At 68.5% G+C, this 23508-nt stretch carries 23 protein-coding genes and 1 other RNA gene; 21 read left to right on the top strand and 3 right to left on the bottom strand.

What is annotated here, in order from left to right; translation table 11 throughout:
* Positions 1 to 141: 141 nt before the first annotated feature.
* The 3 genes from rnpB (at position 142) to N802_RS00180 (ending at position 1454) form a co-directional block, all read left to right on the top strand.
* Positions 142 to 521, top strand: an RNA gene (rnpB, locus tag N802_RS19250) — RNase P RNA component class A.
* A gap of 35 nt (positions 522 to 556) precedes the next feature.
* On the top strand, positions 557 to 1210 hold the full coding sequence (locus N802_RS00185; protein WP_035910588.1) for an MBL fold metallo-hydrolase: 654 nt from the start codon (positions 557 to 559) through the stop codon (positions 1208 to 1210).
* A 58-nt stretch (positions 1211 to 1268) separates the two neighbouring features.
* Complete coding sequence (locus tag N802_RS00180; protein WP_035910585.1) at positions 1269 to 1454, top strand: hypothetical protein; 186 nt, start codon at positions 1269 to 1271, stop codon at positions 1452 to 1454.
* Positions 1455 to 1492: 38 nt separating this feature from the next.
* On the opposite strand, the gene ppgK is transcribed toward N802_RS00180, so the two are convergent.
* Positions 1493 to 2272, bottom strand: coding sequence for a polyphosphate--glucose phosphotransferase (gene ppgK, locus N802_RS00175; protein ID WP_035910582.1), 780 nt, complete (start codon positions 2270 to 2272; stop codon positions 1493 to 1495).
* Between the two features lie 31 nt (positions 2273 to 2303).
* Positions 2304 to 3167 (bottom strand): type I methionyl aminopeptidase, encoded by an 864-nt coding sequence (gene map / locus N802_RS00170; protein ID WP_035910580.1) that lies wholly within the window; start codon positions 3165 to 3167, stop codon positions 2304 to 2306.
* Positions 3168 to 3217: 50 nt separating this feature from the next.
* Between map and N802_RS00165 the strand changes: the two genes are divergently transcribed.
* Positions 3218 to 3427 (top strand): hypothetical protein, encoded by a 210-nt coding sequence (locus N802_RS00165; RefSeq protein ID WP_035910578.1) that lies wholly within the window; start codon positions 3218 to 3220, stop codon positions 3425 to 3427.
* Positions 3428 to 3553: 126 nt separating this feature from the next.
* On the opposite strand, the gene panB is transcribed toward N802_RS00165, so the two are convergent.
* Complete coding sequence (gene panB / locus N802_RS00160) at positions 3554 to 4423, bottom strand: 3-methyl-2-oxobutanoate hydroxymethyltransferase (protein WP_035910575.1); 870 nt, start codon at positions 4421 to 4423, stop codon at positions 3554 to 3556.
* A gap of 181 nt (positions 4424 to 4604) precedes the next feature.
* On the opposite strand from panB, the gene N802_RS00155 reads away from it, so the two are divergent.
* The 17 genes from N802_RS00155 (at position 4605) to pheS (ending at position 23481) form a co-directional block, all read left to right on the top strand.
* Positions 4605 to 6917 carry an immune inhibitor A domain-containing protein gene (locus N802_RS00155; protein WP_245613773.1) on the top strand — a complete coding sequence of 771 codons (2313 nt, stop codon included), beginning with the start codon at positions 4605 to 4607 and terminating at the stop codon, positions 6915 to 6917.
* Between the two features lie 88 nt (positions 6918 to 7005).
* The gene (locus N802_RS00150; protein WP_035910573.1) at positions 7006 to 8343 is read left to right on the top strand and encodes a glutamine synthetase family protein; all 1338 of its coding nucleotides are present in this window, start codon (positions 7006 to 7008) and stop codon (positions 8341 to 8343) included.
* Positions 8344 to 8353: 10 nt separating this feature from the next.
* Positions 8354 to 11362, top strand: a complete 3009-nt coding sequence (locus N802_RS00145) for a bifunctional [glutamine synthetase] adenylyltransferase/[glutamine synthetase]-adenylyl-L-tyrosine phosphorylase (RefSeq protein ID WP_035910571.1) — start codon at positions 8354 to 8356, stop codon at positions 11360 to 11362.
* Between the two features lie 9 nt (positions 11363 to 11371).
* Positions 11372 to 12688, top strand: coding sequence for a histidinol dehydrogenase (gene hisD / locus N802_RS00140; RefSeq protein ID WP_035910569.1), 1317 nt, complete (start codon positions 11372 to 11374; stop codon positions 12686 to 12688).
* Entirely contained in the window at positions 12685 to 13806 is a 1122-nt protein-coding gene (locus N802_RS00135) for a histidinol-phosphate transaminase (protein ID WP_035910567.1), read from the top strand. The genes hisD and N802_RS00135 overlap by 4 nt, the downstream gene beginning before the upstream one ends.
* The gene (gene hisB, locus N802_RS00130; RefSeq protein ID WP_035910566.1) at positions 13803 to 14408 is read left to right on the top strand and encodes an imidazoleglycerol-phosphate dehydratase HisB; all 606 of its coding nucleotides are present in this window, start codon (positions 13803 to 13805) and stop codon (positions 14406 to 14408) included. The genes N802_RS00135 and hisB overlap by 4 nt, the downstream gene beginning before the upstream one ends.
* Before the next feature lie 3 nt (positions 14409 to 14411).
* The gene (locus N802_RS00125) at positions 14412 to 15038 is read left to right on the top strand and encodes a hypothetical protein (protein WP_035910563.1); all 627 of its coding nucleotides are present in this window, start codon (positions 14412 to 14414) and stop codon (positions 15036 to 15038) included.
* Complete coding sequence (hisH, locus tag N802_RS00120) at positions 15035 to 15679, top strand: imidazole glycerol phosphate synthase subunit HisH (RefSeq protein ID WP_035910560.1); 645 nt, start codon at positions 15035 to 15037, stop codon at positions 15677 to 15679. The genes N802_RS00125 and hisH overlap by 4 nt, the downstream gene beginning before the upstream one ends.
* Before the next feature lie 44 nt (positions 15680 to 15723).
* A complete protein-coding gene (gene priA / locus N802_RS00115) occupies positions 15724 to 16458 on the top strand; it encodes a bifunctional 1-(5-phosphoribosyl)-5-((5-phosphoribosylamino)methylideneamino)imidazole-4-carboxamide isomerase/phosphoribosylanthranilate isomerase PriA (RefSeq protein ID WP_035910556.1) in 735 nt (244 codons plus the stop codon).
* On the top strand, positions 16455 to 17141 hold the full coding sequence (locus tag N802_RS00110) for an SseB family protein (RefSeq protein ID WP_035910555.1): 687 nt from the start codon (positions 16455 to 16457) through the stop codon (positions 17139 to 17141). The genes priA and N802_RS00110 overlap by 4 nt, the downstream gene beginning before the upstream one ends.
* 413 nt (positions 17142 to 17554) lie before the next feature.
* Positions 17555 to 18235, top strand: a complete 681-nt coding sequence (infC, locus tag N802_RS00105) for a translation initiation factor IF-3 (RefSeq protein ID WP_169743367.1) — start codon at positions 17555 to 17557, stop codon at positions 18233 to 18235.
* A gap of 72 nt (positions 18236 to 18307) precedes the next feature.
* Complete coding sequence (gene rpmI / locus N802_RS00100; RefSeq protein ID WP_035910552.1) at positions 18308 to 18502, top strand: 50S ribosomal protein L35; 195 nt, start codon at positions 18308 to 18310, stop codon at positions 18500 to 18502.
* Between the two features lie 42 nt (positions 18503 to 18544).
* Positions 18545 to 18925 carry a 50S ribosomal protein L20 gene (gene rplT / locus N802_RS00095; RefSeq protein WP_035910549.1) on the top strand — a complete coding sequence of 127 codons (381 nt, stop codon included), beginning with the start codon at positions 18545 to 18547 and terminating at the stop codon, positions 18923 to 18925.
* Positions 18926 to 18965: 40 nt separating this feature from the next.
* A complete protein-coding gene (locus N802_RS00090) occupies positions 18966 to 19760 on the top strand; it encodes a TrmH family RNA methyltransferase (protein WP_035910545.1) in 795 nt (264 codons plus the stop codon).
* 18 nt (positions 19761 to 19778) lie between these two features.
* Entirely contained in the window at positions 19779 to 20864 is a 1086-nt protein-coding gene (locus N802_RS00085) for a PAS domain-containing sensor histidine kinase (protein WP_035910542.1), read from the top strand.
* 105 nt (positions 20865 to 20969) lie between these two features.
* Positions 20970 to 22199, top strand: a complete 1230-nt coding sequence (locus N802_RS00080; RefSeq protein ID WP_084071721.1) for an MFS transporter — start codon at positions 20970 to 20972, stop codon at positions 22197 to 22199.
* A 187-nt stretch (positions 22200 to 22386) separates the two neighbouring features.
* Complete coding sequence (gene pheS / locus N802_RS00075; RefSeq protein WP_035910538.1) at positions 22387 to 23481, top strand: phenylalanine--tRNA ligase subunit alpha; 1095 nt, start codon at positions 22387 to 22389, stop codon at positions 23479 to 23481.
* The last annotated feature ends 27 nt before the right edge of the window (positions 23482 to 23508 follow it).

Below are 23508 nucleotides of genomic sequence, written 5' to 3'. Positions count from 1 at the left end.
TTGAAACAGACCCCCAACCTGGCCTGGCACGTGCAGGACCTGGAGGCATACGAACCTTATCCCTGTCTGGGGCCACCTTTGCTGCATCTGTCGCGTCGGGTCGAGGAGTCGGCGGGCACCTCTATGCTAGGTAGAAGCGGACGAGTCAGTCCGACGGTCGCGGCGTGGGCAACCACGTCGAGGAAAGTCCGGGCTCCACAGGGCATGGTGGTGGCCAACAGCCACCCGGGGTGACCCGCGGGACAGTGCCACAGAGAACAGACCGCCTCATCGTCGTTCATCGGCGACGGGGTAAGGGTGAAACGGTGGTGTAAGAGACCACCAGCGGCTCCGGTGACGGAGTCGGCTAGGTAAACCCCACCCGGAGCAAGCTCAGACAGTGTGCGTTCGAGGGCGGCCCGCCCGAGCACACGGGTAGGGCGCTGGAGGCCGCTGGCAACAGTGGCCCAAGATGGATGACCGTCAGCGTGACCCGGGCAACCGGCCACGTGACAGAACCCGGCTTATGACTGACTCGTCCGCCCACAGAGCCACCCCGGAGGCATACCGTGGGGAGATGCGCATCACGCATCTCGGACATGCCTGCGTCCTCGTGGAGATGGCCGACCAACGAATCCTCATCGACCCCGGAGGCTTCACCCCAGGGTTCGAGGACCTGCGCGAACTCTCCGCGATCGTGGTGACCCACCAACACGCTGACCACCTCGACCAGCAGCGGCTTCCAGAACTCCTTCGCCACAATCCGGACGCGCGCGTCCTCGTCGACCCCGGGAGCCTGCCGATCATTTCGGGACTCGGCGCCGACGCGGTCGCGCACGGAGGCACGTCGACGCTCGGGCGGGTTCGAGTGACGCCGGTGGGGGAGATCCATGCCCTCATCCACGACGACATCCCACGCATCCCCAACGTCGGGGTGGTGCTCCAGGCGGTGGGCGAGCCGAGTTTCTACCACCCGGGCGACAGCGTGGAAGGAGAGCCGGGTGACGTCGACATCGTCGCCTTCCCGCTCAACGCTCCGTGGCAGCGGAGTCGCGAGATGACCGGCTTCCTGCGCAGGCTCAACCCTCCCATCGCCATCCCGATCCACGACGGACTGCTGGGCGAGCGTGGCCGCGATCTCTACCTCGGGCAGGCCGAGGCACTCGGCGGAGCCGACACCGAGATCCGTGACTTGGCGGAGCAGGGCGCGATCGAGTTCCGGGTCGGCTGAGGCGCCAGCCCGTGGGCGGGACTTGCCGACATAGGTAAGGCTCACCTACTCTCGGCGCGTGCCCAAGGTCTCCGCCAAGAAGAAGTGCTGCAAGGACAAACCGCGCTGCAAAGCCTGCCCGGTCGTCCTCATGCGCCTCTCCAAGATGGGCTACGCCGAGCAACTCACGACCGGCAAGAAGGCGAAGTTCGACGTCGAGAAGAACATCCCCAAGAAGGCCATGGTCATCGCCCGGCAGCGCTGAGCCGGACCCGGCCACGGCGCCCAGCCGGAACGTCCCGCTCAGAGCGAGTCGTGATACTCCTGAGCCAGATGCGCGGCGCCGATGATCCCCGCCTTGTTCTCGAGTTCCGCCGGAACGATCGGCGTGCGCAGCTTGAGCAGGGGGAGGAACTCCTCGTGGTCCTTGGACACCCCGCCGCCGACAACGAAGAGGTCAGGCCACAGCAGGCTCTCGACGTGTGAGTAGTAGCGCTGGAGTCGCTCCGCCCACTCGGCGTAGCTGAGTCCCTCGTTCTCCTTGATGGACGACGCCGCCCGCTTCTCGGCGTCGAAACCGTCGATCTCCAAGTGGCCGAGTTCCGAGTTGGGGATGAGCCGGCCGTCGTGGATCAGGGCGGAGCCGATGCCCGTACCGAGGGTCGTGACGATGACGAGCCCCTTCTGCCCCTTGGCCGCGCCGTAGTGCAACTCTGCGACCCCGGCGGCGTCCGCGTCATTGACGAGCACGATGTCGTGACCGAGCTTCTCCTCGAGCATCTTCTCGGCCTCGAAGTCGAGCCAGGACTTGTCGATGTTGGCGGCCGACCGGACGACCCCCTTGGTGACCACGCCAGGGATCGTGATGCCGATGGGGGAGTCGCCCCGGACCTCGTCGAAGTGGTCGACGATCTCGTCGATGATGTCGCCGACCGCCTCAGGCGTGGATTTCTCCGGGGTGTCGATCCTTTTGCGCTTGCCGGCGAACTCACCCTTCGTGAGGTCGACCGGTGCGCCCTTGATGCCGCTTCCGCCCACGTCGATCCCGAGGGGCAGGCCGCTCTTTGCGCTCTTCTTGCTCATGGAGGACTCCTTCGTCCGTCGGATGGCGAGGTCAGGGGAGGGTGAGGATCTCGTTGCCGCTGTCGGTGATGAGGATCGTGTGCTCGAACTGGGCCGACCGGCGCCGGTCCGTCGTGACGACGGTCCAGTCGTCGTCCCACATCTCCCACTTTTCGGTGCCGAGGTTGAGCATCGGCTCGATCGTGAACGTCATGCCGGGCGCGATGACGGTGTCGTAGGACGGCGCCGCGTCGTAGTGCGGGATGATCAGACCGGAGTGGAACGAGCGCCCGATGCCGTGTCCCGTGAAGTCGCGCACGACGCCGTAGCCGAACCGCTTGGCGTAGCTCTCGATGACCCGACCGATGATGTTGACCTGTCGACCGGGAACCGCCGCCTTGATTCCGCGCATCATCGCCTCACGGGTGCGTTCGACGAGCTGCCGCGACTCCTCGTCGACGTCACCGCAGAGGTAGGTCGCGTCCGTGTCGCCGTGGACTCCACCGATGTAGGCCGTGATGTCGATGTTGACGATGTCGCCGTCCTCGAGCGGTCGAGAGTCGGGGATCCCGTGGCACACCACCTCGTTGACCGACGTGCACAGCGACTTCGGGAAGCCTCGGTAGCCCAACGTCGAGGGGTAGGCGCCATGGTCGAGCAGGAACTCGTGGCCGACGCGGTCGATCTCGTCAGTGGTGACGCCGGGTTCGATCACTGCGGCAGCTGCCTCCATCGCCTGTGCCGCAAGGCGACCCGCGACGCGCATGAGTTCGATCGTCTCGGCGTCCTTGACCTCGGGGGAGAGGTTCTTGTCGGGCGCAGCCTTGTCGACGTACTCCGGTCGCTCGATGCTGGCAGGAACGGGACGCCTCGGGGAGACCTCACCGGGAGCGACACTTCCGTACGTCATCGGCATACGGTGGAGTCTAGGCAGACTGCAGCTGCCACGAACCGAGGAGGACACGCATGGCGTACTGGTACAACATCCAGACCAAGCAGGTCGAGACCGACGAGAACCGCAGCCGCAACGACGACGTGATGGGCCCCTACGCCACCGAGGACGAGGCCCGGAACGCGCTCTCCTCGGCTGCTGAGAACACCGAGCAGTGGGACGCCGAGGACAAGGCCTGGGAGGGCAAGGGCGCGACCTGGGACGACGAGGACCTCGAGGATTAGCCGCAACTGATTGCCCTGTCCGGCGCCCGCCGTGCTCCTCGCCGGACAGGGCAATCAGTTGCGAAAGAAGAAGCCGGTATGCCGGGTGCGCACCCGGCATACCGGCTCTCGTTCTGGTCCGGTCGCCTACTCCTCGAAGCTGTGCTCGGTGGCAGGGAAGGAACCGGCGGCAACCTCGGACGCGTACGCCTTGGCCGCGTTGCCGAGGTCGGTGCGCATGTCGAGGTACTTCTTGACGAAGCGCGGCGCGCGTCCGCCACGCAGGCCGGCCATGTCCTGCCAGACAAGCACCTGCGCGTCGCACTCCGGTCCCGCGCCGATGCCGATCGTCGGGATGTGGAGTGCCTCGGTGACCTTCTTGGCGACGGGTGCCGGGACCATCTCCATGACGATGGAGAAGCAGCCGGCCTCCTGGAGCGCCAAGGCATCCTCGAGAAGACGCTCTGCGCCGTCGCCGCGACCCTGGACGCGGTAGCCCCCAAGGACGTGCTCGCTCTGCGGTGTGAAGCCAATGTGCCCCATGACCGGGATGCCGGCGCGCACGAGGAGTTCCACCTCCGGCACCATCGGCTTGCCACCCTCGAGCTTCACGGCGTGCGCCATCCCCTCCTTCATGAAGCGTGTGGCGGTCGCGAGCGCCTGCTGTGGACTGGCCTGGTAGGAGCCGAAGGGCAGGTCGGCGACGACCATCGCGTGCTTCGCGGCCGAGGTCACCGCCCGACACAGGGGGACGAGGTGGTCGACGGTCACCGGGACCGTCGTCTCGAAGCCGTAGACGTTGTTGCCGGCCGAGTCGCCGACGAGCAGGACCGGGATCCCGGCCTCGTCGAAGATCTCTGCCGTGTACATGTCGTAGGCCGTGAGCATGGCCCACTTCTCGCCCGTCTCCTTCATCTTCTGGAGGTGGGGGACACGGATCCGCTTCTGGGGAGCGGCTTGGGCGCCTGTCCCGTAGGGGTTGGTCGTCTCTGAGGCGGGGGTCGGCTGATCGCTCATGCGCCGATCCTGTCAGAGGTGATCGGGCGGCGGGGCTCGTGGTGTGGCCTGCCTCGTCCCACGCTCGGAAGGTAAAGGCAAGGTAAAAGAATCCCCACAAACCATTGTGCAAAACGATTGCACATGGTTTTCTGCGGTGGCCCTGCCTGACCCCTGGCGGGCGATCACACTCGGAGGAACAGTGACACGACGACACAGTCGCGCCCTGACCGGACTGGCCGGTTTGGCCGGAGCCGCCCTGGTGGTGAGTCTCGCCCCCATGGGTGCGCAGGCTCAGCCCAGCGCACCGCCGGCGGAGCAGAAGGCCTCGGCCAAGAAGCACGATGACCTGCCCAACCCCCTGGGCGACGCCCAGCGCGCCCTGCGCAAGGAGGCCGTCGAGAAGCTCGTCAAGGGCGAGGCGACGACCGAGAGCCGCGGTGGCCAGCGCGTCATCAAGCTCAAGGGCAACGCGGCCGCGAAGAAGGGCACGCCTGCGGCCAAGGACCGCTACGTGTCCTACCCCGTGAACCGCGAGGAGTCGATCTTCACGATCCTCTCCGAGTTCGGCACGCAGGTCGACTCTCGGACCGGTGGCGACGCCGGGCCGCTCCACAACACCATCCCCGAGCCCGACCGCGACTGGGCGGACAAGGGCGCGACCGACGACAACTCGAGCATCTGGAAGTCGAACTTCGACCGCGCCCACTTCATGGACCTCATGTTCGGGCCCGAGAAGTCGATGAAGGACTTCTTCCTCAAGCAGTCCAACGGTCGCTTCCTCGCCAAGGGTGACGTGTCCAACTGGGTCAAGGTGCCGTTCAACGAGTCCCGCTACGGATCGCCCAAGATCAACGAGGCCGACGGCTACTGGAACTACATCAAGGACACGGCAGCGGCCTGGTACGCAGCCGAGAAGGCTGCCGGCAAGACCGACGCCGAGATCAAGACCTACCTCGCGCAGTTCGACAAGGTCGACCGCTACGACCACGACGCTGACGGCAACTTCGCCGAGTCCGATGGCTACATCGACCACTTCCAGGCCATCCACGCCGGTGTCGGCGAAGAGGTCGGCGGTGGCGAGCAGGGTGAGGACGCCATCTGGTCGCACCGCTGGTACGCCTTCTCGAACATGATCGGCAAGGCCGGCCCCGAGGGCAACCCCCTCGGTGGTGTCCCGCTGGGCGACTCCGGCATGTGGATCGGTGACTACACGACCGAGCCCGAGAACGGTGGTCTCGGCGTCTTCGCGCACGAGTTCGCGCACGACCTCGAACTGCCCGACCTCTACGACACCGCGGGTGGCGACAACGGCACCGGCTTCTGGACCCTCATGTCCGGCGGGTCCTACCTCAACCCCGGCAAGGACGCCATCGGCGACGAGCCGGGCTACATGGGTCCGTGGGAGAAGCTCCAGCTCGGCTGGCTCAACCACAAGACCGTCAAGTTCGGCGCCGACCAGGACGTCAAGCTCGGCCCGGCCGACCGTGACAGCAAGTCCGCCGCAGAGGCGATCCTCGTGAACCTGCCGGACAAGCAGGTGACGACGAACTACAACACTCCTCGCTCGGGCAGCTCCGAGTGGTGGGGCGGTTCGGCCGACAACCTGCAGAACACGCTGACCCGCACCGTCGACCTCACCGGCAAGTCCTCCGCGTCGCTCTCGACCTGGATCGAGCACGACATCGAGCCCGCCTACGACTACCTCTACACCGAGGTGTCCACGGACGGCGGCGCGACCTGGACCGAGCTCGGCGCGATCGACGGCAAGAGCGCCGGTTGGGTCCAGAAGTCGTGGGACCTCACCCCCTACGTCGGCAAGTCCGTCCAGGTCCGCTTCCGCTACGCCACTGATGGTGGTCTGCACTTCAAGGGTGCGTTCCTTGACGACCTCTCCATCACGGCTGACGGCGCGGCCCTGCTCACCGACGACGTCGAGTCCGGTGACAACGGCTGGACGGCGTCCGGGTTCTCCCGGATGAGCGGCACGATCAGCAAGAGCGTCTCGCACTTCTACCTCGCCGAGAACCGGGTCTACTCCGGCTACGACGCTGGTCTCAAGACCGGCCCGTACAACTTCGGTTGGGGCTCGACCCGTCCCGACTGGGTGGAGCGCTTCCCGTACCAGAACGGCATGCTGGTCTGGTACTCCGACGGTGCCTACACCGACAACAACACCCGCACGCACCCCGGTGGTGGCCTGACGCTGCCCGTCGACGCCCGCCCCGCGACCATCAAGTTCGACGGTGGCGGCCAGCTCGGCAACCGCCGCCAGCCCTTCGATGCGACCTTCGGACTCGAGAAGACCGACGCGGTGACCTTCCACCGCAATGGTGTTCCCGAGGAGGTGCCGTCGAGCCCGGCCATGCCGACGTTCGACGACAGCGACCCGAACCGCTACTGGGCCGCCGACAACCCGTGGCACTCCACCAAGGTGGCCGGCACGGGCACGACCCTCACGGTCGCCAAGGCGTTCAACGCCAACGAGTTGCTGGTCCAGGTTCGCTTCAAGTGACCTGACCGGCGGACGCCGAATCACTGAGCAAGGGCCCCGGAGCGAGACGCTCCGGGGCCCTTGCCCTGCCTCCCCTAGGATGCCGACCATGGATCGTCAGCAGGAGTTCGTGCTCCGCACCATCGAGGAGCGGGACATCCGCTTCGTCCGGCTCTGGTTCACCGATGTCCTCGGTGCGTTGAAGTCCGTGGCCATCGCGCCCGCCGAGCTCGAGGGGGCCTTTTCCGAGGGCATCGGTTTCGACGGTTCGGTCATCGAGGGCTTCGCCCGGGTCTACGAGGCCGACATGCTCGCCAAGCCCGATCCCTCGACGTTCCAGGTGCTGCCGTGGCGCGGCGACAACCCGGGGACGGCCAGGATGTTCTGCGACATCAGCCTGCCCGACGGTGCGCCGAGCATGGCCGATCCTCGCCACGTCCTCCAGCGGACGCTCGCGAAGGCGGCGGACCAGGGCTTCACGTTCTACACCCACCCCGAGATCGAGTTCTTCCTCTTCGAGCGGGGCTTCCGTCCCGGGGAGACGCCGACGCCCATCGACCAGGCCGGCTACTTCGACCACGTCCCCCACGGGTCGGCGCAGGACTTCCGGCGTGCGGCCATCACGATGCTCGAGTCCATGGGGATCAGCGTCGAGTTCAGTCACCACGAGGGTGCGCCGGGGCAGAACGAGATCGACCTGCGCTACGCCGACGCTCTGTCGACCGCCGACAACATCATGACCTTCAGGACCGTCATCAAGGAGGTCGCCCTCGAGCAGGGCATCTATGCCTCCTTCATGCCAAAGCCGCTGGCGGACCACCCCGGCTCGGGGATGCACACCCACATGTCGCTGTTCGACGGAGACAGCAACGCCTTCTACGAGGCCGGCGCGCCCTACCAGCTGAGCAAGACCGGGCGGCAGTTCATCGCCGGACTCCTCCACCACGGTGCCGAGATCACCGCCGTCACGAACCAGTGGGTCAACAGCTACAAGCGACTCTGGGGCGGGGGAGAGGCGCCGGCCCACCTCACGTGGGGGCACAACAACCGTTCCGCGATGGTGCGCGTGCCCATGTACAAGCCCAACAAGGGCCAGAGCAGCCGCGTCGAGGTCCGCTCGATCGACAGTGCGTGCAATCCCTACCTCGCCTTCTCGGTCCTTCTCGCGGCCGGGCTCAAGGGCATCGAGGAGGGCTATGAACTCGCACCGGAGACCGAGGACGACGTCTGGGGCCTGACCGATGCCGAGCGCAAGGCGATGGGCATCCGTCCGTTGCCCGCGTCGCTCATGGACGCCATCGAGGTCATGGAGGAGAGCGAGCTCGTTGCCGAGACCCTGGGTGAGCACACCTTCGACTTCTTCCTGCGCAACAAGCGTGCCGAGTGGGCCGACTACCGCGGTCAGGTGACCGCGTTCGAGCTCGAGCGGTACCTCCCTCGCCTGTGAGGGGCGCAGCATGAGCGCCCGTATGCCGTCCGTTCCGGGCGATCTGACCCGGCTCGGCTTTGCCGACCCTCGCCGCACTGTGAGCCTCTTGGCCGATCCCGTCCTGGCCCCGCTCATCAAGGACCGCGAGCGGGTCGAGGCCGAGGGCTTGGCCGTGGCCCTGTCGCGGGTCGCCGATCCCGACCAGGCACTGCTCGCGCTCGTGCGCCTCATGGAGGCCGTCGGGGCGCCGGCCCGGGCGTCGATCCGTGACGAGCTCGTCACGGCCCTGAGTGAGCCCGGTCGGTCGCGCGAACGCCTCTTCGCCGTCCTCGGTGCCTCGACTGCTCTGGGTGATCACCTCGTGGTGCGGCCGGAGCACTGGAGTGCTGTGACCAACGCCTTCCCGCTCGAGGTCGAGGAGCGCATCGACCTCCTCACCGCGGCGGTCTCCGGCCCGGGTGAGGGCACCACTCCCGAAGACGCCCTGCGGATCGAATACAGGCGCCAGCTCCTCGGCATCGCCACGCTCGACGTCTCACGGCCGGACCCGCAGGCTCGCCTGTCGGAGACAGCCGCCGCACTCGCGGACCTCGCCGAGGCGGCCTTGGAGGCGGCACTCGTCATCGCGCGTGCCGCTGTGGGCGACGAGGCGAGCCAGTGCCGCTTCGCGGTCATCGGCATGGGCAAGACCGGCGGGCGAGAGCTCAACTACATCAGTGATGTCGACGTCATCTTCGTCGCCGAGCCTGCCGAGGGCGCGGATGAGGAGACGGCACTGCGCGTCGGCACCGAAATGGCGACCCACCTCATCCGCATCTGTTCGAGCTCGACGGCTGCGGGGTCGTTGTGGCAGGTGGACCCCGCCCTGCGCCCCGAGGGCAAGAACGGGCCGTTGGTGCGGACGCTCGACTCGCACGTCTCCTACTACGAGCGCTGGGCCAAGACCTGGGAGTTCCAGGCGCTGCTCAAGGCGCGCCCGATCGCGGGGGACCGCGCGCTGGGCCGCGCCTACGTCGAGGCCGTCGCGCCGTTCGTCTGGTCGGCCGCCTCGCGCGAGAACTTCGTGGAGGACGTGCAGGCCATGCGGCGGCGCGTCGAGGACAACGTGCCTTCGGGGGAGGCCGACCGCCAGCTCAAGCTCGGTCCAGGTGGGCTGCGCGACATCGAGTTCAGCGTCCAACTGCTCCAACTCGTCCACGGTCGGGCCGATGCCTCGCTGCGGTCCGGCACAACGCTCACCGCCTTGGCAGCACTCTCCCAGGGCGGGTATGTCGGGCGAGAGGATGCGCAAACCCTCGACACGGCATACCGGCTCCTTCGTACGCTCGAGCACCGCATCCAACTGCACCGACTGCGCCGCACGCACCTCATGCCCACGGCTCCGGGCGACCTGCGGTGCCTCGGTCGCGCACTCGGACATCAGCGCGACCCCGAGGACTCGGTCGTCGCGCAATGGCGCACGGCCGCGCGCGAGGTGCGGCGGCTCCACCAGCGCATCTTCTACCGGCCGCTGCTGTCGGCCGTCGCCCGTCTGGGGCCGGACGAGGTGCGACTCACCCCAGAGGCGGCGCGTGAGCGTCTCGCCGCCCTCGGCTTCCGTGACCCCAAGGGTGCGCTTCGGCATCTCGAGGCTCTCACCGGCGGGGTGAGCCGACGCGCGGCGATCCAGCGCCAGCTCCTCCCGGTCATGCTCGGGTGGTTCGCGGATGAAGCCGATCCCGACGCGGGACTGCTCGCGTTCCGACGGATCAGCGACCAGCTCGGCACGACTCCGTGGTACCTCCGCCTCCTGCGTGACGAGGGCAGCGCCGCGGAGCGGCTCGCGCACACGCTCGGCCGGAGCCGGTACGCCGCCGACCTCCTCGAGCAGGGCCCCGAGTCGGTCCAGTTCCTTGGCGACCCCAGTGGTCTGCGGCCGAGGCCACGGGCAGACGTGCAGGCGCGGATGCGCGCGGCCGCGCGTCGCAAGGACGGGTCGGAGGCGGCCGTGCTGGCGGCCCGTGCGGTGCGGCGATCAGAGCTGTTCCGCATGGCTGTGGCGTCGCTGCTCGGTCAGATCACCCTCGACGAGTTGGGCGCCGCGTTGGCCGACCTCAGTGGGGCCCTGATCGACGTGACCCTGGAGGTCGTCCTCGAGGCCGTCGAGCGCGAGTCTGGCGCACCGCCGCTGAGCCGACACCTCGTCGTGGGCATGGGCCGACTCGGAGGAGGCGAGGCGGCGTTCGGAAGTGACGCCGACGTGCTCTTCGTCCACGACCCGGTCTCAGGTGCCGACGGTCGGGCCGCCCAGGAGCAGGCGCTCGAGGTCGTCAAGGAACTGATCCGACTGCTGGGCCTCGCGGCTCCGGACCCGAGGCTCGAAGTCGACGCGGGTCTGCGCCCCGAGGGGAAGAACGGCCCCCTCACCCGGTCTCTGGACTCCTACCGTGCCTACTACGAGCGGTGGTCCCTGGTCTGGGAGGCACAGGCGCTGCTGCGCGCCGCGCCGGTCGCGGGAGACCCCGATCTCGGGTCGGCCTTCGTCGAACTGATCAACCCGCTCCGGTGGCCGGAGGGCGGCCTCGACGCGGGCCAGGTGCGCGAGATCCGCACCCTCAAGGCGCGCATGGAGTCCGAACGGCTCCCGCGCGGAGCCGACCGCAAGGCCCACTTCAAGCTTGGACACGGTGGGCTCTCCGACGTCGAGTGGTGCGCCCAGATGATCCAACTGGAGCATGCGCACGAGATCCCGGCACTCCGGACGACGTCGACGATCGGTGCGCTCGAGGCTGCGCGGGACGAGGGACTCATCGACGCCGAGGACGCGTCCGCGCTGGCCGAGTCGTGGCGACTCGCCTCGGAGATGCGCAACGCCGGCCTCCTCGCGCGAGGGCGCCCGGTCGACTCCGTGCCGTCCGACGTCCGAGATGCCGACGGGATGGCGCGGATCCTCGGCCTCGGCCCCAAGTCCGGTCAGGAACTCGCCAACCGCTACCGGCGGGTGGCCCGTCGTGCCCGACATGCGGCCGAAAAGGTCTTCTACGAGGACCCTACTTAGACTGACCGCATGATCCCCGTTCTCGACCTGCGAGGACGCGCGCCCGGTGTCCGTGAGCTCCGCGCGACGCTGCCTCGAGCCGAACTCGACGTCGAGGCTGCACTGGCGGCCGTGCGTCCCATCTGTGACGACGTGGCCACCCGCGGGGCCGAGGCGGTGCTCGACGCGTCCGAGAAGTTCGACGGCGTGCGCCCGGACTCACTGCGAGTCCCGCGCGAGGTCATCGCTCGAGCCGTCGAGAACCTCGACCCGGCTGTGCGTGCGGCACTGGACGAGTCGATTCGACGGGCCCGGATCGTTCACGCGGACCAGGTGCGTGCGGACACGTCGACGACCGTGAGCTCCGGCGGGACCGTGACAGAGCGGTGGGTGCCCGTGGATCGCGTGGGTCTCTACGTTCCCGGCGGCCGTGCCGTCTACCCCAGCAGTGTCGTCATGAACGTCGTGCCCGCGCTCCTTGCCGGCGTCGGTTCCCTCGCGGTCGCCAGCCCGCCACAGAAGGACTTCGGTGGGTGGCCGCACCCCACGATTCTCGCCGCTTGTGCACTCCTCGGTGTGGAGGAGGTGTGGGCCATGGGCGGCGCCCAGGCCGTGGCGGCCTTCGCCCATGGACTCGAGGGTGTCGAGGAGCTCGAGCCGGTCAGCCTCGTCACGGGACCCGGCAACATCTGGGTCGCCGCGGCGAAGCGCCTCCTCAAGGGCCTCATCGGGATCGACGCCGAGGCAGGGCCGACCGAGATTGCCGTCCTCGCGGACTCGCAGGCCGACCCCGAGCACGTCGCTGCCGACCTGATCAGCCAGGCAGAGCACGACCCCATGGCCGCGGCGGTCCTCGTCACCGACAGTGCGGAGCTGGCTGAGGCCGTCCAGGCGGCCGTGATCCGTCGCGTCGCCGAGACCAAGCACTCCGAGCGTGTCCGCGAGTCGCTCACAGGTCCGCAGTCCGCGGTCGTCCTCGTCGACTCGATCGATGTGGGCCTCGACGTCGTCAACGCCTACGCGGCCGAGCACCTCGAGATCCACACGGGCGATGCCGCGGCCGTGGCCGCACGCGTGCGCAATGCGGGTGCGGTCTTCGTGGGCACCTGGTCGCCGGTGAGCCTCGGCGACTACTGCGCCGGGTCCAACCACGTGCTGCCCACCGGTGGCTGCGCGGCCCACTCGAGCGGACTCTCCGTGCAGTCCTTCCTCCGCGGCATCCACGTGGTCGAGTACTCCGAGGCTGCCCTCCGCGACGTCGGGGCCCACGTCGTGACGCTCGCTCGCGCCGAGGACCTCCCGGCCCACGGTGAGGCCGTCACCGCGCGCCTTCCAGACCTGGCATGAGCGAGATCGAGAGCCTGCTGCGCGAGGACCTACGCGGCAAGACGGCCTATGGCGCACCGCAGCTCGACGTTCCGTTCGCGCTCAACACCAACGAGAACTCGTATGCCGTGCCCGCTGCGGTCGTCGACGAGATCGTGGCCGCTGTCGCGGCCGTGGCGCCCGGTTTGAACCGGTACCCCGATCGGGAGTTCACGGACCTGCGAGGTGACCTCGCGGCATACCTCTCGCGCAGCGGAACGGCGGTGAGTCCGGAGCAGGTCTGGGCCGGCAACGGGTCCAATGAGGTTCTCCTGCACCTGCTTCAGGCCTTTGGTGGGCCGAGGAGGGCCGCACTGGGCTTCACGCCGGCGTACTCCATGCACCCGATCATCACGGCGACAACGGGCACGACCTGGATTGACGGGTTGCGTGGCATCGGGGACACCAGCGGACCTTTCGACCTGTCGCTCGACTCGGCGGTGTCCCAGGTCACGGAGCACGACCCCCACCTCGTCTTCCTCTGCTCGCCCAACAACCCGACGGGCACGGCGCTCGGCCTTGACGTGGTGGAGGCCGTGCACGACGCGGCGCCCCGTGCAGTGATCGTCGTTGACGAGGCATACACGGAGTTCGCCCGACCGGGCACGCCCAGCGCGCTGACCCTGCTCGCAGGTCGACCGCGGCTCGTGGTCACCCGCACGATGAGCAAGGCCTTCGCGTTCGCAGGTGGCCGACTGGGCTACCTCGCTGCGGACCCCGAGTTGGTCGACGCGCTCCGGCTCGTCCGGATGCCCTACCACTTGTCGTCCACGGCGCAGGCGGTCGCTCGAGCCGCTCTCAGGCACGCCGACACCATGCTGGCGACGGTCGACGTCATCAAGGAGCAGCGCGACCGCATCGTCGAGGCGCTACCCGGTCTCGGTCTGGTGCCAGTCGCGAGCGACGCCAACTTCGTCCTCTTCGGAGGGCTGCGCGACAGCCACCGGACCTGGCAGGCCCTGCTCGACCACGGGGTCCTCGTCCGTGACGTCGGGATCGCCCACTATCTTCGAGTCACCGCCGGGACACCGGAGGAGACGTCGGCCTTCCTCGAGGCCATCGCATCCCTGGGCCCCGACCACCTGGAAGGACAGCCGTGACCAGCAACCGCACCGCGACGGTGAGCCGCTCGACCTCCGAGAGCAGCGTCGAGCTCACGATCAACCTCGACGGCACCGGGGTGGGCGAGGTGAGCACGGGTGTTCGCTTCTACGACCACATGCTCCTGTCGTTCGCCAAGCACTCCCTCATCGACCTGCGGGTCAAGGCCACGGGTGATGTGGACGTCGATGCCCACCACACGGTTGAGGACGTCGCCATCGTGCTGGGCGACGCCGTCCGTGAAGCCCTGGGGGACAAGCGTGGGATCTCCCGATTCGGTGACGCGACGGTCCCGCTGGACGAGGCCCTCGTGCACGCCGTCGTCGACGTCGCCGGACGTCCCTATGTCGTGCACACGGGCGAGCCCACCGGTCAGGAGTACGCCGTCATCGGCGGCAACTACATCGGGTCCCTGACGCGGCACGTCTTCGAATCCTTCGCCTATCACGCCGGCATCGCCCTGCACGTTCGCGTGCTGGGGGGTCGCGACCCGCACCACGTCGTCGAAGCCCAGTTCAAGGCCGTGGCGCGTGCCCTGCGTGCGGCCGTCGAACCGGACCCCCGTGTGGACGGCATCCCCAGCGCCAAGGGTGCACTCTGAGCCGTGGCCACTTCTGACCGGACCCCTGACCTCGGACACGGACTCGTCCTCGTCCGTGGGAGTGCCGCCGCGTCGGCGCGCTGGGTCAAGCGTGGACTCGCCGCGGTGCGTGTCTGCCAACTCCCCGGCTGGACCGGCGTGTGCCTGGCCGAGGACCGCGCGCTCGCAGCTGCTCCCTACGACGTCGGGTTGGAGATCCTCGCCGCTCGTCGGGTGCCGACCCGCCACCGCCCGGCGATCGGGCTCTTCGTCATCGACGGCTGTGCCGTGGTCACGGTCCAGGCCCGTGGTTGGCGCCTCGAACAGCGCTGGTTGGTGTGGGAGCCCGGTCGCGGAGTGCGCCGCACCCCTGACCTTCCTGCACTCCCCGCAGCCCTCATCGTCGACGTCGCCGGCGCGCGTTCGCGGACGACGTCGGCGGCCGTTGCCGAGCACTTTGCCGACGCGGCCGGTCAACCGCTCGACGTGCTCGTCGGGCTCATGCATCTGTTGGGCCTCCCTGGGGAGGAACTCCTCCGCGACGGCGCGGACGAGACCCACGAACGCATTGACCCGAGCCCCCGCTCGATCGCCGCCTTCGACGCTCTCGTCGCGGAGGAAGCCGCCCACCGATGGGAGTCCGAGCGATGACCGGACGACGCGTCGTCGTTCTCGACCACGGCAGCGGCAACGTGCACAGTGCCGTCCGTGCGCTCGAACGGGTCGGCGCGCACGTCGAGCTCACGGCCGACCGACAGCGCGCCCTCGACGCAGATGGACTCCTGCTGCCGGGCGTGGGCAACTTCCATGCCTGCCTCCGCGGGATGCGCGCTGCTGAGGCCCCCCGAATCATCGACGTGCGACTCTCCGGGGGCCGCCCGGTTCTCGGGGTGTGCGTCGGCATGCAGGCGCTGTTCGAGGCCTCGACCGAACCCAGCGCGACGACTGAAGAGGGTCTGTCCGAGTGGCCCGGCACCGTCGAGCGGCTCAACGCCCCGATCGTGCCCCACATGGGGTGGACCGACGTGGAGGTCCCGACGGGGTCCAGTCTGTTTGCCGGCGTCGAGTCCGAGCGCTTCTACTTCGTGCACTCGTATGCCGTTCGCTCCTGGACCTTGGCCGAGCCCACCGGACACTTCGCGGCCGTCGCACCCAAGGTCACGCACGCGACCCACGGTGATCGTTTCGTCGCGGCGGTCGAGAACGGCCCCCTCTCGGCGACCCAGTTCCACCCCGAGAAGTCGGGCGACGCAGGGCTTCACCTGCTGGAGAACTGGGTTCGATCCCTCTGATCCTCTGATTCAACGCCCCGCCCAACCGACCACGTGAAGGTGTCATGACCACGCCCCGCCTCCAGCTCCTCCCCGCCGTCGACGTCGCCGGGGGACGCGCCGTCCAGCTCGTCCAGGGGGTGGCCGGCACCGGTGGTGAGTTCGGGGAGCCCCTCCAGGCTGCCCTGCGATGGCAGGAACAGGGTGCCGAGTGGTTGCACCTCGTCGATCTCGACGCAGCCTTCGGACGGGGCGACAACGCCGAACTTCTTGCCACGATCGTGGGCACCCTCGACATTCAGGTGGAGATGAGCGGTGGGATCCGCGACGCCGAGACCCTTGACCGGGCTCTGGCGACCGGATGCCGCCGAGTCAATCTGGGCACGGCTGCACTGGAGGATCCCGAGTGGACGGCTCACGCCATCGCCGAACACGGCGACAGGGTGGCGGTGGGGCTCGACGTTCGTGGCACGACTCTCGCTGCCCGCGGCTGGACCCAGGAGGGTGGCGACCTCTGGGAGACCTTGGACCGTCTCGACCGTGAAGGCTGTGCCCGCTATGTCGTCACCGACGTCAACAAGGACGGCATGCTCAAGGGTCCGAACGTCGACCTGCTCCGCGACGTCTGTGCACGGACCGACCGTCCCGTCATCGCATCCGGTGGTGTCTCGACCCTCGCCGACCTTGAGACCCTGCGGACCATGGTCGGTGACGGCGTCGAAGGCGCGATCATCGGCTCCGCGCTGTATCGGGGAGCCTTCACCCTTCCCGATGCGCTCGACGTCGCCGGACGCCCATGACCCGCGACCTCGTCTTCACCGGTTTCGACGGCGACGACGGCTCAGCGGACCCCGCGCTCGCCGCGGCGATCGCTGGAGGCGACTCCAGGCAGCTCATGACTGTGTTGCAGGGGGCCAGGCTCCTCGTCCCCATCGTCGCGGAGCCCGTCGAGACGGGCACCGAAGGCGGGCTCACGGTCGACAAGAAGACCGACATGGCCGCAGTCACGCTCGTCGCCCCGGACGGGGAGCGCGCCCTCCCCGTCTTCACGAGTCTCGCGGCCATTGCCGCCTGGGATCCTGAGGCCCGCCCCGTCCCCGTGACCTCCGCCCGCGCCGCACAGGCCGCGGTCAGCGAGCGATGCGACGTCATCGTCATCGACGTCGCAGGCCCCACCGCGACCGCTCTGCGCCCATCCATGGTGTGGGCCCTCGCCCAGGAGCGCGACTGGCTGCCACCCCACGACGACCCCTTCGTGGCCCAGGGAGTGTCGCGCGCCGTCGCCGACGAAGACGCCGTCAGAGGTCATCGCATCGAAGAGGGCGCACCTGCCGGTCAGGGCATCCTCGGTGTGGCCCTCGAACTCGCCCCCGGCCTCGACGCCAGCGAGGTCCAAGCCGTCGCCACAAGGGTGGGGGAGCGGCTCGCCACCGACGGTGAGTTGCGCGCCCGCATCGACGGACTCGCCTTCCGCATCACCTGAGCGCTCCCGAGCCGCAGCCCCGTGGCGTCGTGTGGGACGTGCGTCCGACCGAAGGACTGCGCGCCCGACAAGGCGAGGTGAGGGACTCTGGAAGGTGGCGCGCAGCCGAAGGGCGGCTAGCGCGTTCCGGACGACGCAAGGGGCGACCCGCCAACGCAGGGGGAGCGGACGGCATACGTCGAATTGGTTGGAACGCCGAGCGCTGCTAACCTTGTCGGCGGACCGGCTGTGTCCATCACCCTCCAGGTGCTGGGCCAGTGCGCAAGTGAAGTTCGCTTCCACCCGCGATGACCTCAGGGTCGCCGGGTTTCTCCACATGGTCCACGACAGATTCACGTCTGTTGTGGTGCTTTCGTGGACGGATGTGAGGCTTCTCGGGCGCTGCGCGAGGAGCCTTTCCTCATGTCCGGACAGTGTCCGTTGTTTCAGACCACAAGGAGTACGACATCAGCGAGCCTCGTATCAACGACCGCATCCGGGTTCCGGAGGTGCGGTTGGTTGGCCCCAACGGCGAGCAGGTCGGCATCGTCCGCGTCGAGGATGCCCTGCGCCTCGCCGCGGAGGCAGACCTCGACCTGGTCGAGGTGGCCCCCATGGCCAAGCCGCCGGTCGCCAAGCTCATGGACTTCGGCAAATACAAGTACGAAGCCGCCATGAAGGCCCGAGAAGCACGCAAGAACCAGGTCAACACGGTCATCAAGGAGATCAAGCTCCGTCCCAAGATCGACCCGCACGACTACGCCACCAAGAAGGGCCACGTCGTCCGGTTCCTGGGCGGCGGCGACAAGGTCAAGGTGACGATCATGTTCCGCGGCCGCGAGCAGTCGCGACCGGAACTGGGCTTCCGCCTCCTGCAGAAGCTGGCCGAGGACGTCATCGAGTTGGGCACCGTCGAATCCGCCCCAAAGCAGGACGGGCGCAACATGATCATGGTGCTCGCGCCGACCAAGAAGAAGTCCGAGGCGCGCGCCGAGCAGCGACGCAAGAAGGACGACAGCGCAGCCGCGGCGGCCGCCGAGGCACCGGCACCTGAGGCCGCGACGGCCGAGGAGCCCGCCACCGAGCCGACCAAGGCTGACGCCGACGCCTCCTGAGGCGTCGCCCACAGATTTCCAGCACCACACACAGCATCACCGCAGCACCGACAGCGAAGGAGATCGGCAGCCATGCCGAAGAACAAGACCCACAGCGGCACCAAGAAGCGCTTCCGCGTCACCGGTTCCGGCAAGGTCATGCGCGAGCAGGCCGGTCACGTCCACAAGTTCCACGAGAAGACCCCGCAGAAGGCACGCGCCCTCAGCAAGGACCTTCTGGTTTCCAAGGCCGACGTCAAGAAGGTCAAGAAGCTTCTCGGCATCTGAGCCGAGTCACCCGAACGTCCAAGAACAGCAAGGAGTACTCACGTGGCACGCGTGAAGCGGGCGGTCAACGCCCAGAAGAAGCGCCGGGTCGTCCTCGAGCGCGCGAGCGGCTACCGCGGTCAGCGGTCCCGTCTCTACCGCAAGGCCAAGGAGCAGGTCACCCACTCCCTCGGCTACAGCTACCGCGACCGTCGCGCCCGCAAGGGTGACTTCCGTCGCCTGTGGATCCAGCGCATCAACGCTGCGGCCCGCGCCAACGGCATGACCTACAACCGCCTCATCCAGGGCCTCAAGGCCGCCGAGATCGAGGTCGACCGTCGCATGCTGGCCGAGCTCGCGGTCAACGACGAGGCAGCCTTCGCCGCCCTCGTCGAGATCGCCAAGGCCAACGTTCCGGCCCAGGCCGAGAAGGCGTCCGCCTGATCCTGCGGGCACCCTCGCACCTTCGAGCGCCGGGAGAGCCGTGCTGACCAACGTCCGATCCGATCGGGTCAAGTCAGTGCGATCGCTCTCCCGGCGCTCAGTGCGTGAACGGACCGGTCGCTTCCTCGTCGACGGGCCCCAAGGCGTGCGCGAGGCGATCCGGTATGCCGCAGAGCGCGTCGACGACATCTACGTCACCTCCGCTGCCGCGGACCGTCATCACGACCTCGTGGCCCAGGCTGCCGAGGCAGGGATCCACGTCCACGAGACCGACGATGCGGTCCTCGCCGCGATGGCCGACACCGAGTCGCCCCAAGGTCTGCTCGCCGTCGTCTCGACGCAGCCCCACACCCTTGAGGACGTCCTTGCGTCCGGACCGAGGCTGCTCGTGCTGCTGAGCGCGGTGCGTGACCCGGGCAACGCAGGCACAGTCATCCGGGGTGCCGACGCGTTCGGGGCCGACGCGGTGCTCGTGACCGACGGTTCCGTCGACGTCCTCGCACCCAAGGTGGTGCGGTCCACGGTCGGATCGATCTTCCACCTGCCCGTCGTCACCGGACTCGAGGTCGAGGCGACCCTCACGGCACTGGAGGAGCACGGCATACGGACGTTTGCGGCCGACGGAGTCGGCTCGACGCTGCTGCCGGACGTGGACGTGTCGCGGCCGCACGCTTGGGTCATGGGCAATGAGGCCTGGGGCCTGCCGGCCGAGATCAGGGACAGGTGCAGCGACGTCGTGCGCGTGCCGATCCACGACCGGGTGGAGTCGTTGAACCTCGCCATGGCCGCCACGGTCTGCCTCGCAGCGTCCGCAGGTGCCACGCGGAGAGCCTGAACGTGGTGGGATGTCGGCATGGATGAGTCGTCGATCAAGGATGGTGTGCTCACCGTTCCGCGCTCTGCGGCGTCCTCGGCGGCGCAGATGCTCCCCGATGGTCTGGTGGCCGCTGACGTCGACGGGCTGGTGACGTCGGTGAATCGGCGCGCCGAGCAGATTCTCGACATGCCCGCGGACGAACTCCTGGGCCGCGACATCCGGGTCGTTCTGCCCCTCGAGACCCGCAACGGTGAGTCGTGGTGGGCGCTCACGGATCCGTGGGGTGGACTCCGTATCCGTACCGGTCACCGCGAAAAGCTGCTGCAGCTGCCGGACGGTTCCGAACTGCTGGTGACCGCCCGCTATCTGCGGGCCGGTCGTGCCGGTCCACTCGGCGCGATCCTTCTCGCCCTGCGTGACGCCGAGGCGCGGCGACGCGCGGAGCAGGACCATGCGGCCCTGATCTCGACCATCGCCCATGAACTGCGTTCTCCGTTGACGGGTGTGAAGGGGTTCTCCTCGACCCTGCTGCGACGGTGGGACCAGTTCTCCGAGGAGCAGCGACTCACCATGCTCGAGGCGATCGATGCCGATGCCGATCGCCTGACCCGACTCATCACCGACCTCCTCGACGTCTCACGCATCGACACGGGCAGGTTGCGCATCCATGAGGTGCCGGTGTCGACCAGGGTGGTCTTCAACCGCCACGTCGAGCGAGCCGTGGCTGCCGGGCACGAAGACGTCGAGTTCAGTGTCGATGTCGCGCCCGGGGCCGAAGAGGTCTACGCCGACCCGGACCGTCTGGACCAGGTCGTGGCCAACCTCGTGGAGAACGCGCTGCGGCACGGGCGTGGTCGGGTGGCCCTTTCGGCCGAACCAACGGACGGCTCGACCGGCCAGGGAGTGACGATCAGCATTCGCGACGACGGCGAGGGGATCCCGGCGGAGCAGCGTCGCGCGGTGTTCAGCCGTTTCTGGCATGGTCCGAGTGGTTCCGGTACGGGGCTCGGGCTCTACATCGTGCGAGGTGTCGTGGAGGCTCACGGCGGGCAGGTCGACGTCGATGACGCCATCGAGGGAGGCGCGGTCGTCCGGGCCTTCTTCCCGGGTGAACCCGTCTAGCCGCAACGTCGCACTCGGCCTGACGAATCGTCTTGGGGGGCGTCGACGGGCTGGTGAGGCTCCCGGGGAGCCACCCGAGAGAACAACGAGGAAAGGGGCGATTCCGTGCCGGTCGTGTCGATCGCCCCCTATCGTGCCGTCCTCGCGAGCCGCGATCTTCGCGCCGCCCTGATCCTCGGCTCCCTGGTGCGGATCCCCGTGTTCTCGGCGGGCGTCCTGCTGACGGTTCACGTGGTGACGACCCTCGAGCGGTCGTATGCCGCGGCCGGCCTTCTCGCGTCGGTCGCCACCGTGGCCATCGCCGTGAGCGGGCCGTGGCGCGGCCGGCTGCTCGACCGGGTCGGGCTGCGACGCGTCGTCCTTCCTTCCACGCTCGTCGCGCTCCTCTGCTGGTCGGTCGCGCCGTGGGTGGACTACGTGCCTCTGCTGGTCCTCGCCGGCGTCGCAGGTCTCTTCGTCATTCCGAGCTTCTCGATCGTCCGCCAGGCCGTCATCGCCGCGGTGCCCTCCCAAGAGCGCCGGACCGCGATCTCGCTCGACTCCGTCGCCGTCGAACTCGCTTTCATCGTCGGTCCCGCGACCTCGATCTGGGCGGCATCGCTCTGGGACACGAGGTGGGTACTCTTCGCGATTCAGATGCTCGGGGTGGTGGGAGGCCTCGTCCTGTGGTTCGTGGACCTGCCCTTGCGCGGGGACGCCGAGGACGATGGCGCCCGGACGCAGACGCAGCGTTCGGCGTGGTTCGGCCTGCCCTTTGTGGCCGTGTGCCTTGCCGCGGCTGCGGCCACCTTCGTACTCGCCGGCACCGACCTCGGCATCGTCGCGCGCATGCGCGAGGTGGGGGAGCCCACGGCGATCGGACTCGTCCTCGCCTCATGGGGCCTGGGGTCTCTCATCGGGGCCCTCGTCTACGGCGGGTTGAGCCGGTCGATCTCGACGTTCTGGCTGTTGGGCGCGCTGGCTCTCGTGACCTTCCCCATGGCGCTGGCCGCTGGTCCGCTGTCTTTGGGTGCCCTCGGATTCGTCGCCGGCATGTTCTGCGCTCCCACGATCACGGCCAGCGTCGACCAGGCCTCGCGGATCGTTCCTGCGTCCGCTCGAGGTGAGGCCATGGGCTGGCACGGCTCGTCGTTGACGTTGGGAGGTGCCATGGGTGCCCCGTTTGCGGGATTGGCCATCGACGAGGTGGGCGCAGGTGGCGGCTTCGTGGCTCCGGCGGCTGTCGGACTCGTGATCGCCGTGCTCGGCGCCGTCGCCCTCCAGACCCGGAGGCGCCGGCGCGCTCCAAACCCGGAGGTGTCGTCGCCCGCGAGCGCGATAGGCTCTGGACCATGACTCCCGCCTCGGCCCCTCGCACTCCCCGTGCCGTGCGCCGATTTACCGTGCCCTCCGGTGCGGTGGCGCGGCACGCCTGAGCGGCGCGCGGCTGCACCCCAACGCAGGTGAGCGTTGGACGAGGGCGCCTTTCGAAGTCCAGCCTGCAGGGTGCGCTCGGACGCGCCCGCGACGAGAAGTGGAAGCCATGTCAGGACCCAACACGAACTTCGACCCGGTCGAGGTCGCTGCTCTCGACCCCCAGGTCATCGATGATGCGGTGACCGCCGCGCTCGACGCCGTCGCACGGGCTGTGTCCCTGGACGAGCTCAAGGCGCTGCGCTCGGCGCACTCCGGCGACCGGTCCGCTCTCGCTTTGGCGAACCGCGAGATCGGCGCTTTGCCACCCAGCGCCAAGGCCGAGGCGGGCAAACGTGTTGGTCAGGCGCGGGGGCGCGTCAACCAGGCGTTCGTCGCTCGGCAGGGGGAACTCGAGGCCGAGCGTGACGAACGCATCCTCACCGAGGAGGCCGTTGACGTCACCCTCCCCACCGGGCGTCGGCCTCTGGGGCGGCGGCACCCCATCGAGCTCATGTCGCAGCGAATCGCCGACCTCTTCGTCGGCCTGGGCTGGGAGATTGCCGAGGGGCCGGAGATCGAGGCGGAGTGGTTCAACTTCGACGCTCTCAACTTCGATGCCGACCACCCGGCTCGCCAGATGCAGGACACGTTCTACGTCGACCCTCCCGACGGTGGACTTGTCCTGCGCACCCACACGTCGCCCGTTCAGGCACGGACCCTGCTGGATCGCGGAGTCCCCGTCTACATCGCAGCGATCGGGCGGGTCTTCCGCACTGATGAGCTCGACGCAACCCACATGCCGGCGTTCCACCAGGTCGAGGGGCTCGCAGTCGACGAGGGCATCACGATGGCGCACCTCAAGGGAACGCTCGACCGCCTCGCCACGGAGCTCTTCGGCGACGGGATCAGCACGCGACTGCGGCCCTCCTTCTTCCCGTTCACGGAGCCGAGCGCCGAGATCGACCTGCGGTGCTTCGTGTGTCGTGGGGAGGATCCCGACTGCCGCACGTGCAAGGGCACCGGATGGATCGAATGGGGCGGCTGCGGGATGGTGAACCGCAACGTCCTCACGGCCTGCGGTGTCGACCCTGACCGCTTCACCGGCTTCGCCTTTGGCATGGGCATCGATCGCGCGCTGATGTTCCGGACCGGCGTGAGCGACATGCGGGACATGATCGAAGGCGACGTGCGCTTCGACGCGCAGTTCGGATTGGAGATCTGATGCGCGCGCTCCCAGTTCACGCGCCGC

Origin of the sequence: Knoellia sinensis KCTC 19936, assembly GCF_000768705.1 — a bacterium.
Lineage (GTDB): Bacteria > Actinomycetota > Actinomycetes > Actinomycetales > Dermatophilaceae > Knoellia > Knoellia sinensis.
The sequence above is the reverse complement of the archived record's forward strand: the minus strand, read 5'-3'. Positions and strand labels throughout refer to the sequence as shown.

What these genes read in the sequence shown, in the direction of transcription:
- N802_RS00150 (WP_035910573.1), top strand. Translation starts at nt 7,006, where the DNA reads ATGGATCGTCAGCAGGAGTTCGTGCTCCGCACCATCGAGGAGCGGGAC.
- panB (WP_035910575.1), bottom strand. Translation starts at nt 4,423, where the DNA reads ATGAGCGATCAGCCGACCCCCGCCTCAGAGACGACCAACCCCTACGGG.
- N802_RS00185 (WP_035910588.1), top strand. Translation starts at nt 557, where the DNA reads ATGCGCATCACGCATCTCGGACATGCCTGCGTCCTCGTGGAGATGGCC.
- N802_RS00085 (WP_035910542.1), top strand. Translation starts at nt 19,779, where the DNA reads ATGGATGAGTCGTCGATCAAGGATGGTGTGCTCACCGTTCCGCGCTCT.
- N802_RS00135 (WP_035910567.1), top strand. Translation starts at nt 12,685, where the DNA reads ATGAGCGAGATCGAGAGCCTGCTGCGCGAGGACCTACGCGGCAAGACG.
- rpmI (WP_035910552.1), top strand. Translation starts at nt 18,308, where the DNA reads ATGCCGAAGAACAAGACCCACAGCGGCACCAAGAAGCGCTTCCGCGTC.
- priA (WP_035910556.1), top strand. Translation starts at nt 15,724, where the DNA reads ATGACCACGCCCCGCCTCCAGCTCCTCCCCGCCGTCGACGTCGCCGGG.
- map (WP_035910580.1), bottom strand. Translation starts at nt 3,167, where the DNA reads ATGCCGATGACGTACGGAAGTGTCGCTCCCGGTGAGGTCTCCCCGAGG.
- N802_RS00110 (WP_035910555.1), top strand. Translation starts at nt 16,455, where the DNA reads ATGACCCGCGACCTCGTCTTCACCGGTTTCGACGGCGACGACGGCTCA.
- pheS (WP_035910538.1), top strand. Translation starts at nt 22,387, where the DNA reads ATGTCAGGACCCAACACGAACTTCGACCCGGTCGAGGTCGCTGCTCTC.
- hisD (WP_035910569.1), top strand. Translation starts at nt 11,372, where the DNA reads ATGATCCCCGTTCTCGACCTGCGAGGACGCGCGCCCGGTGTCCGTGAG.
- hisH (WP_035910560.1), top strand. Translation starts at nt 15,035, where the DNA reads ATGACCGGACGACGCGTCGTCGTTCTCGACCACGGCAGCGGCAACGTG.
- N802_RS00165 (WP_035910578.1), top strand. Translation starts at nt 3,218, where the DNA reads ATGGCGTACTGGTACAACATCCAGACCAAGCAGGTCGAGACCGACGAG.
- N802_RS00145 (WP_035910571.1), top strand. Translation starts at nt 8,354, where the DNA reads ATGAGCGCCCGTATGCCGTCCGTTCCGGGCGATCTGACCCGGCTCGGC.
- ppgK (WP_035910582.1), bottom strand. Translation starts at nt 2,272, where the DNA reads ATGAGCAAGAAGAGCGCAAAGAGCGGCCTGCCCCTCGGGATCGACGTG.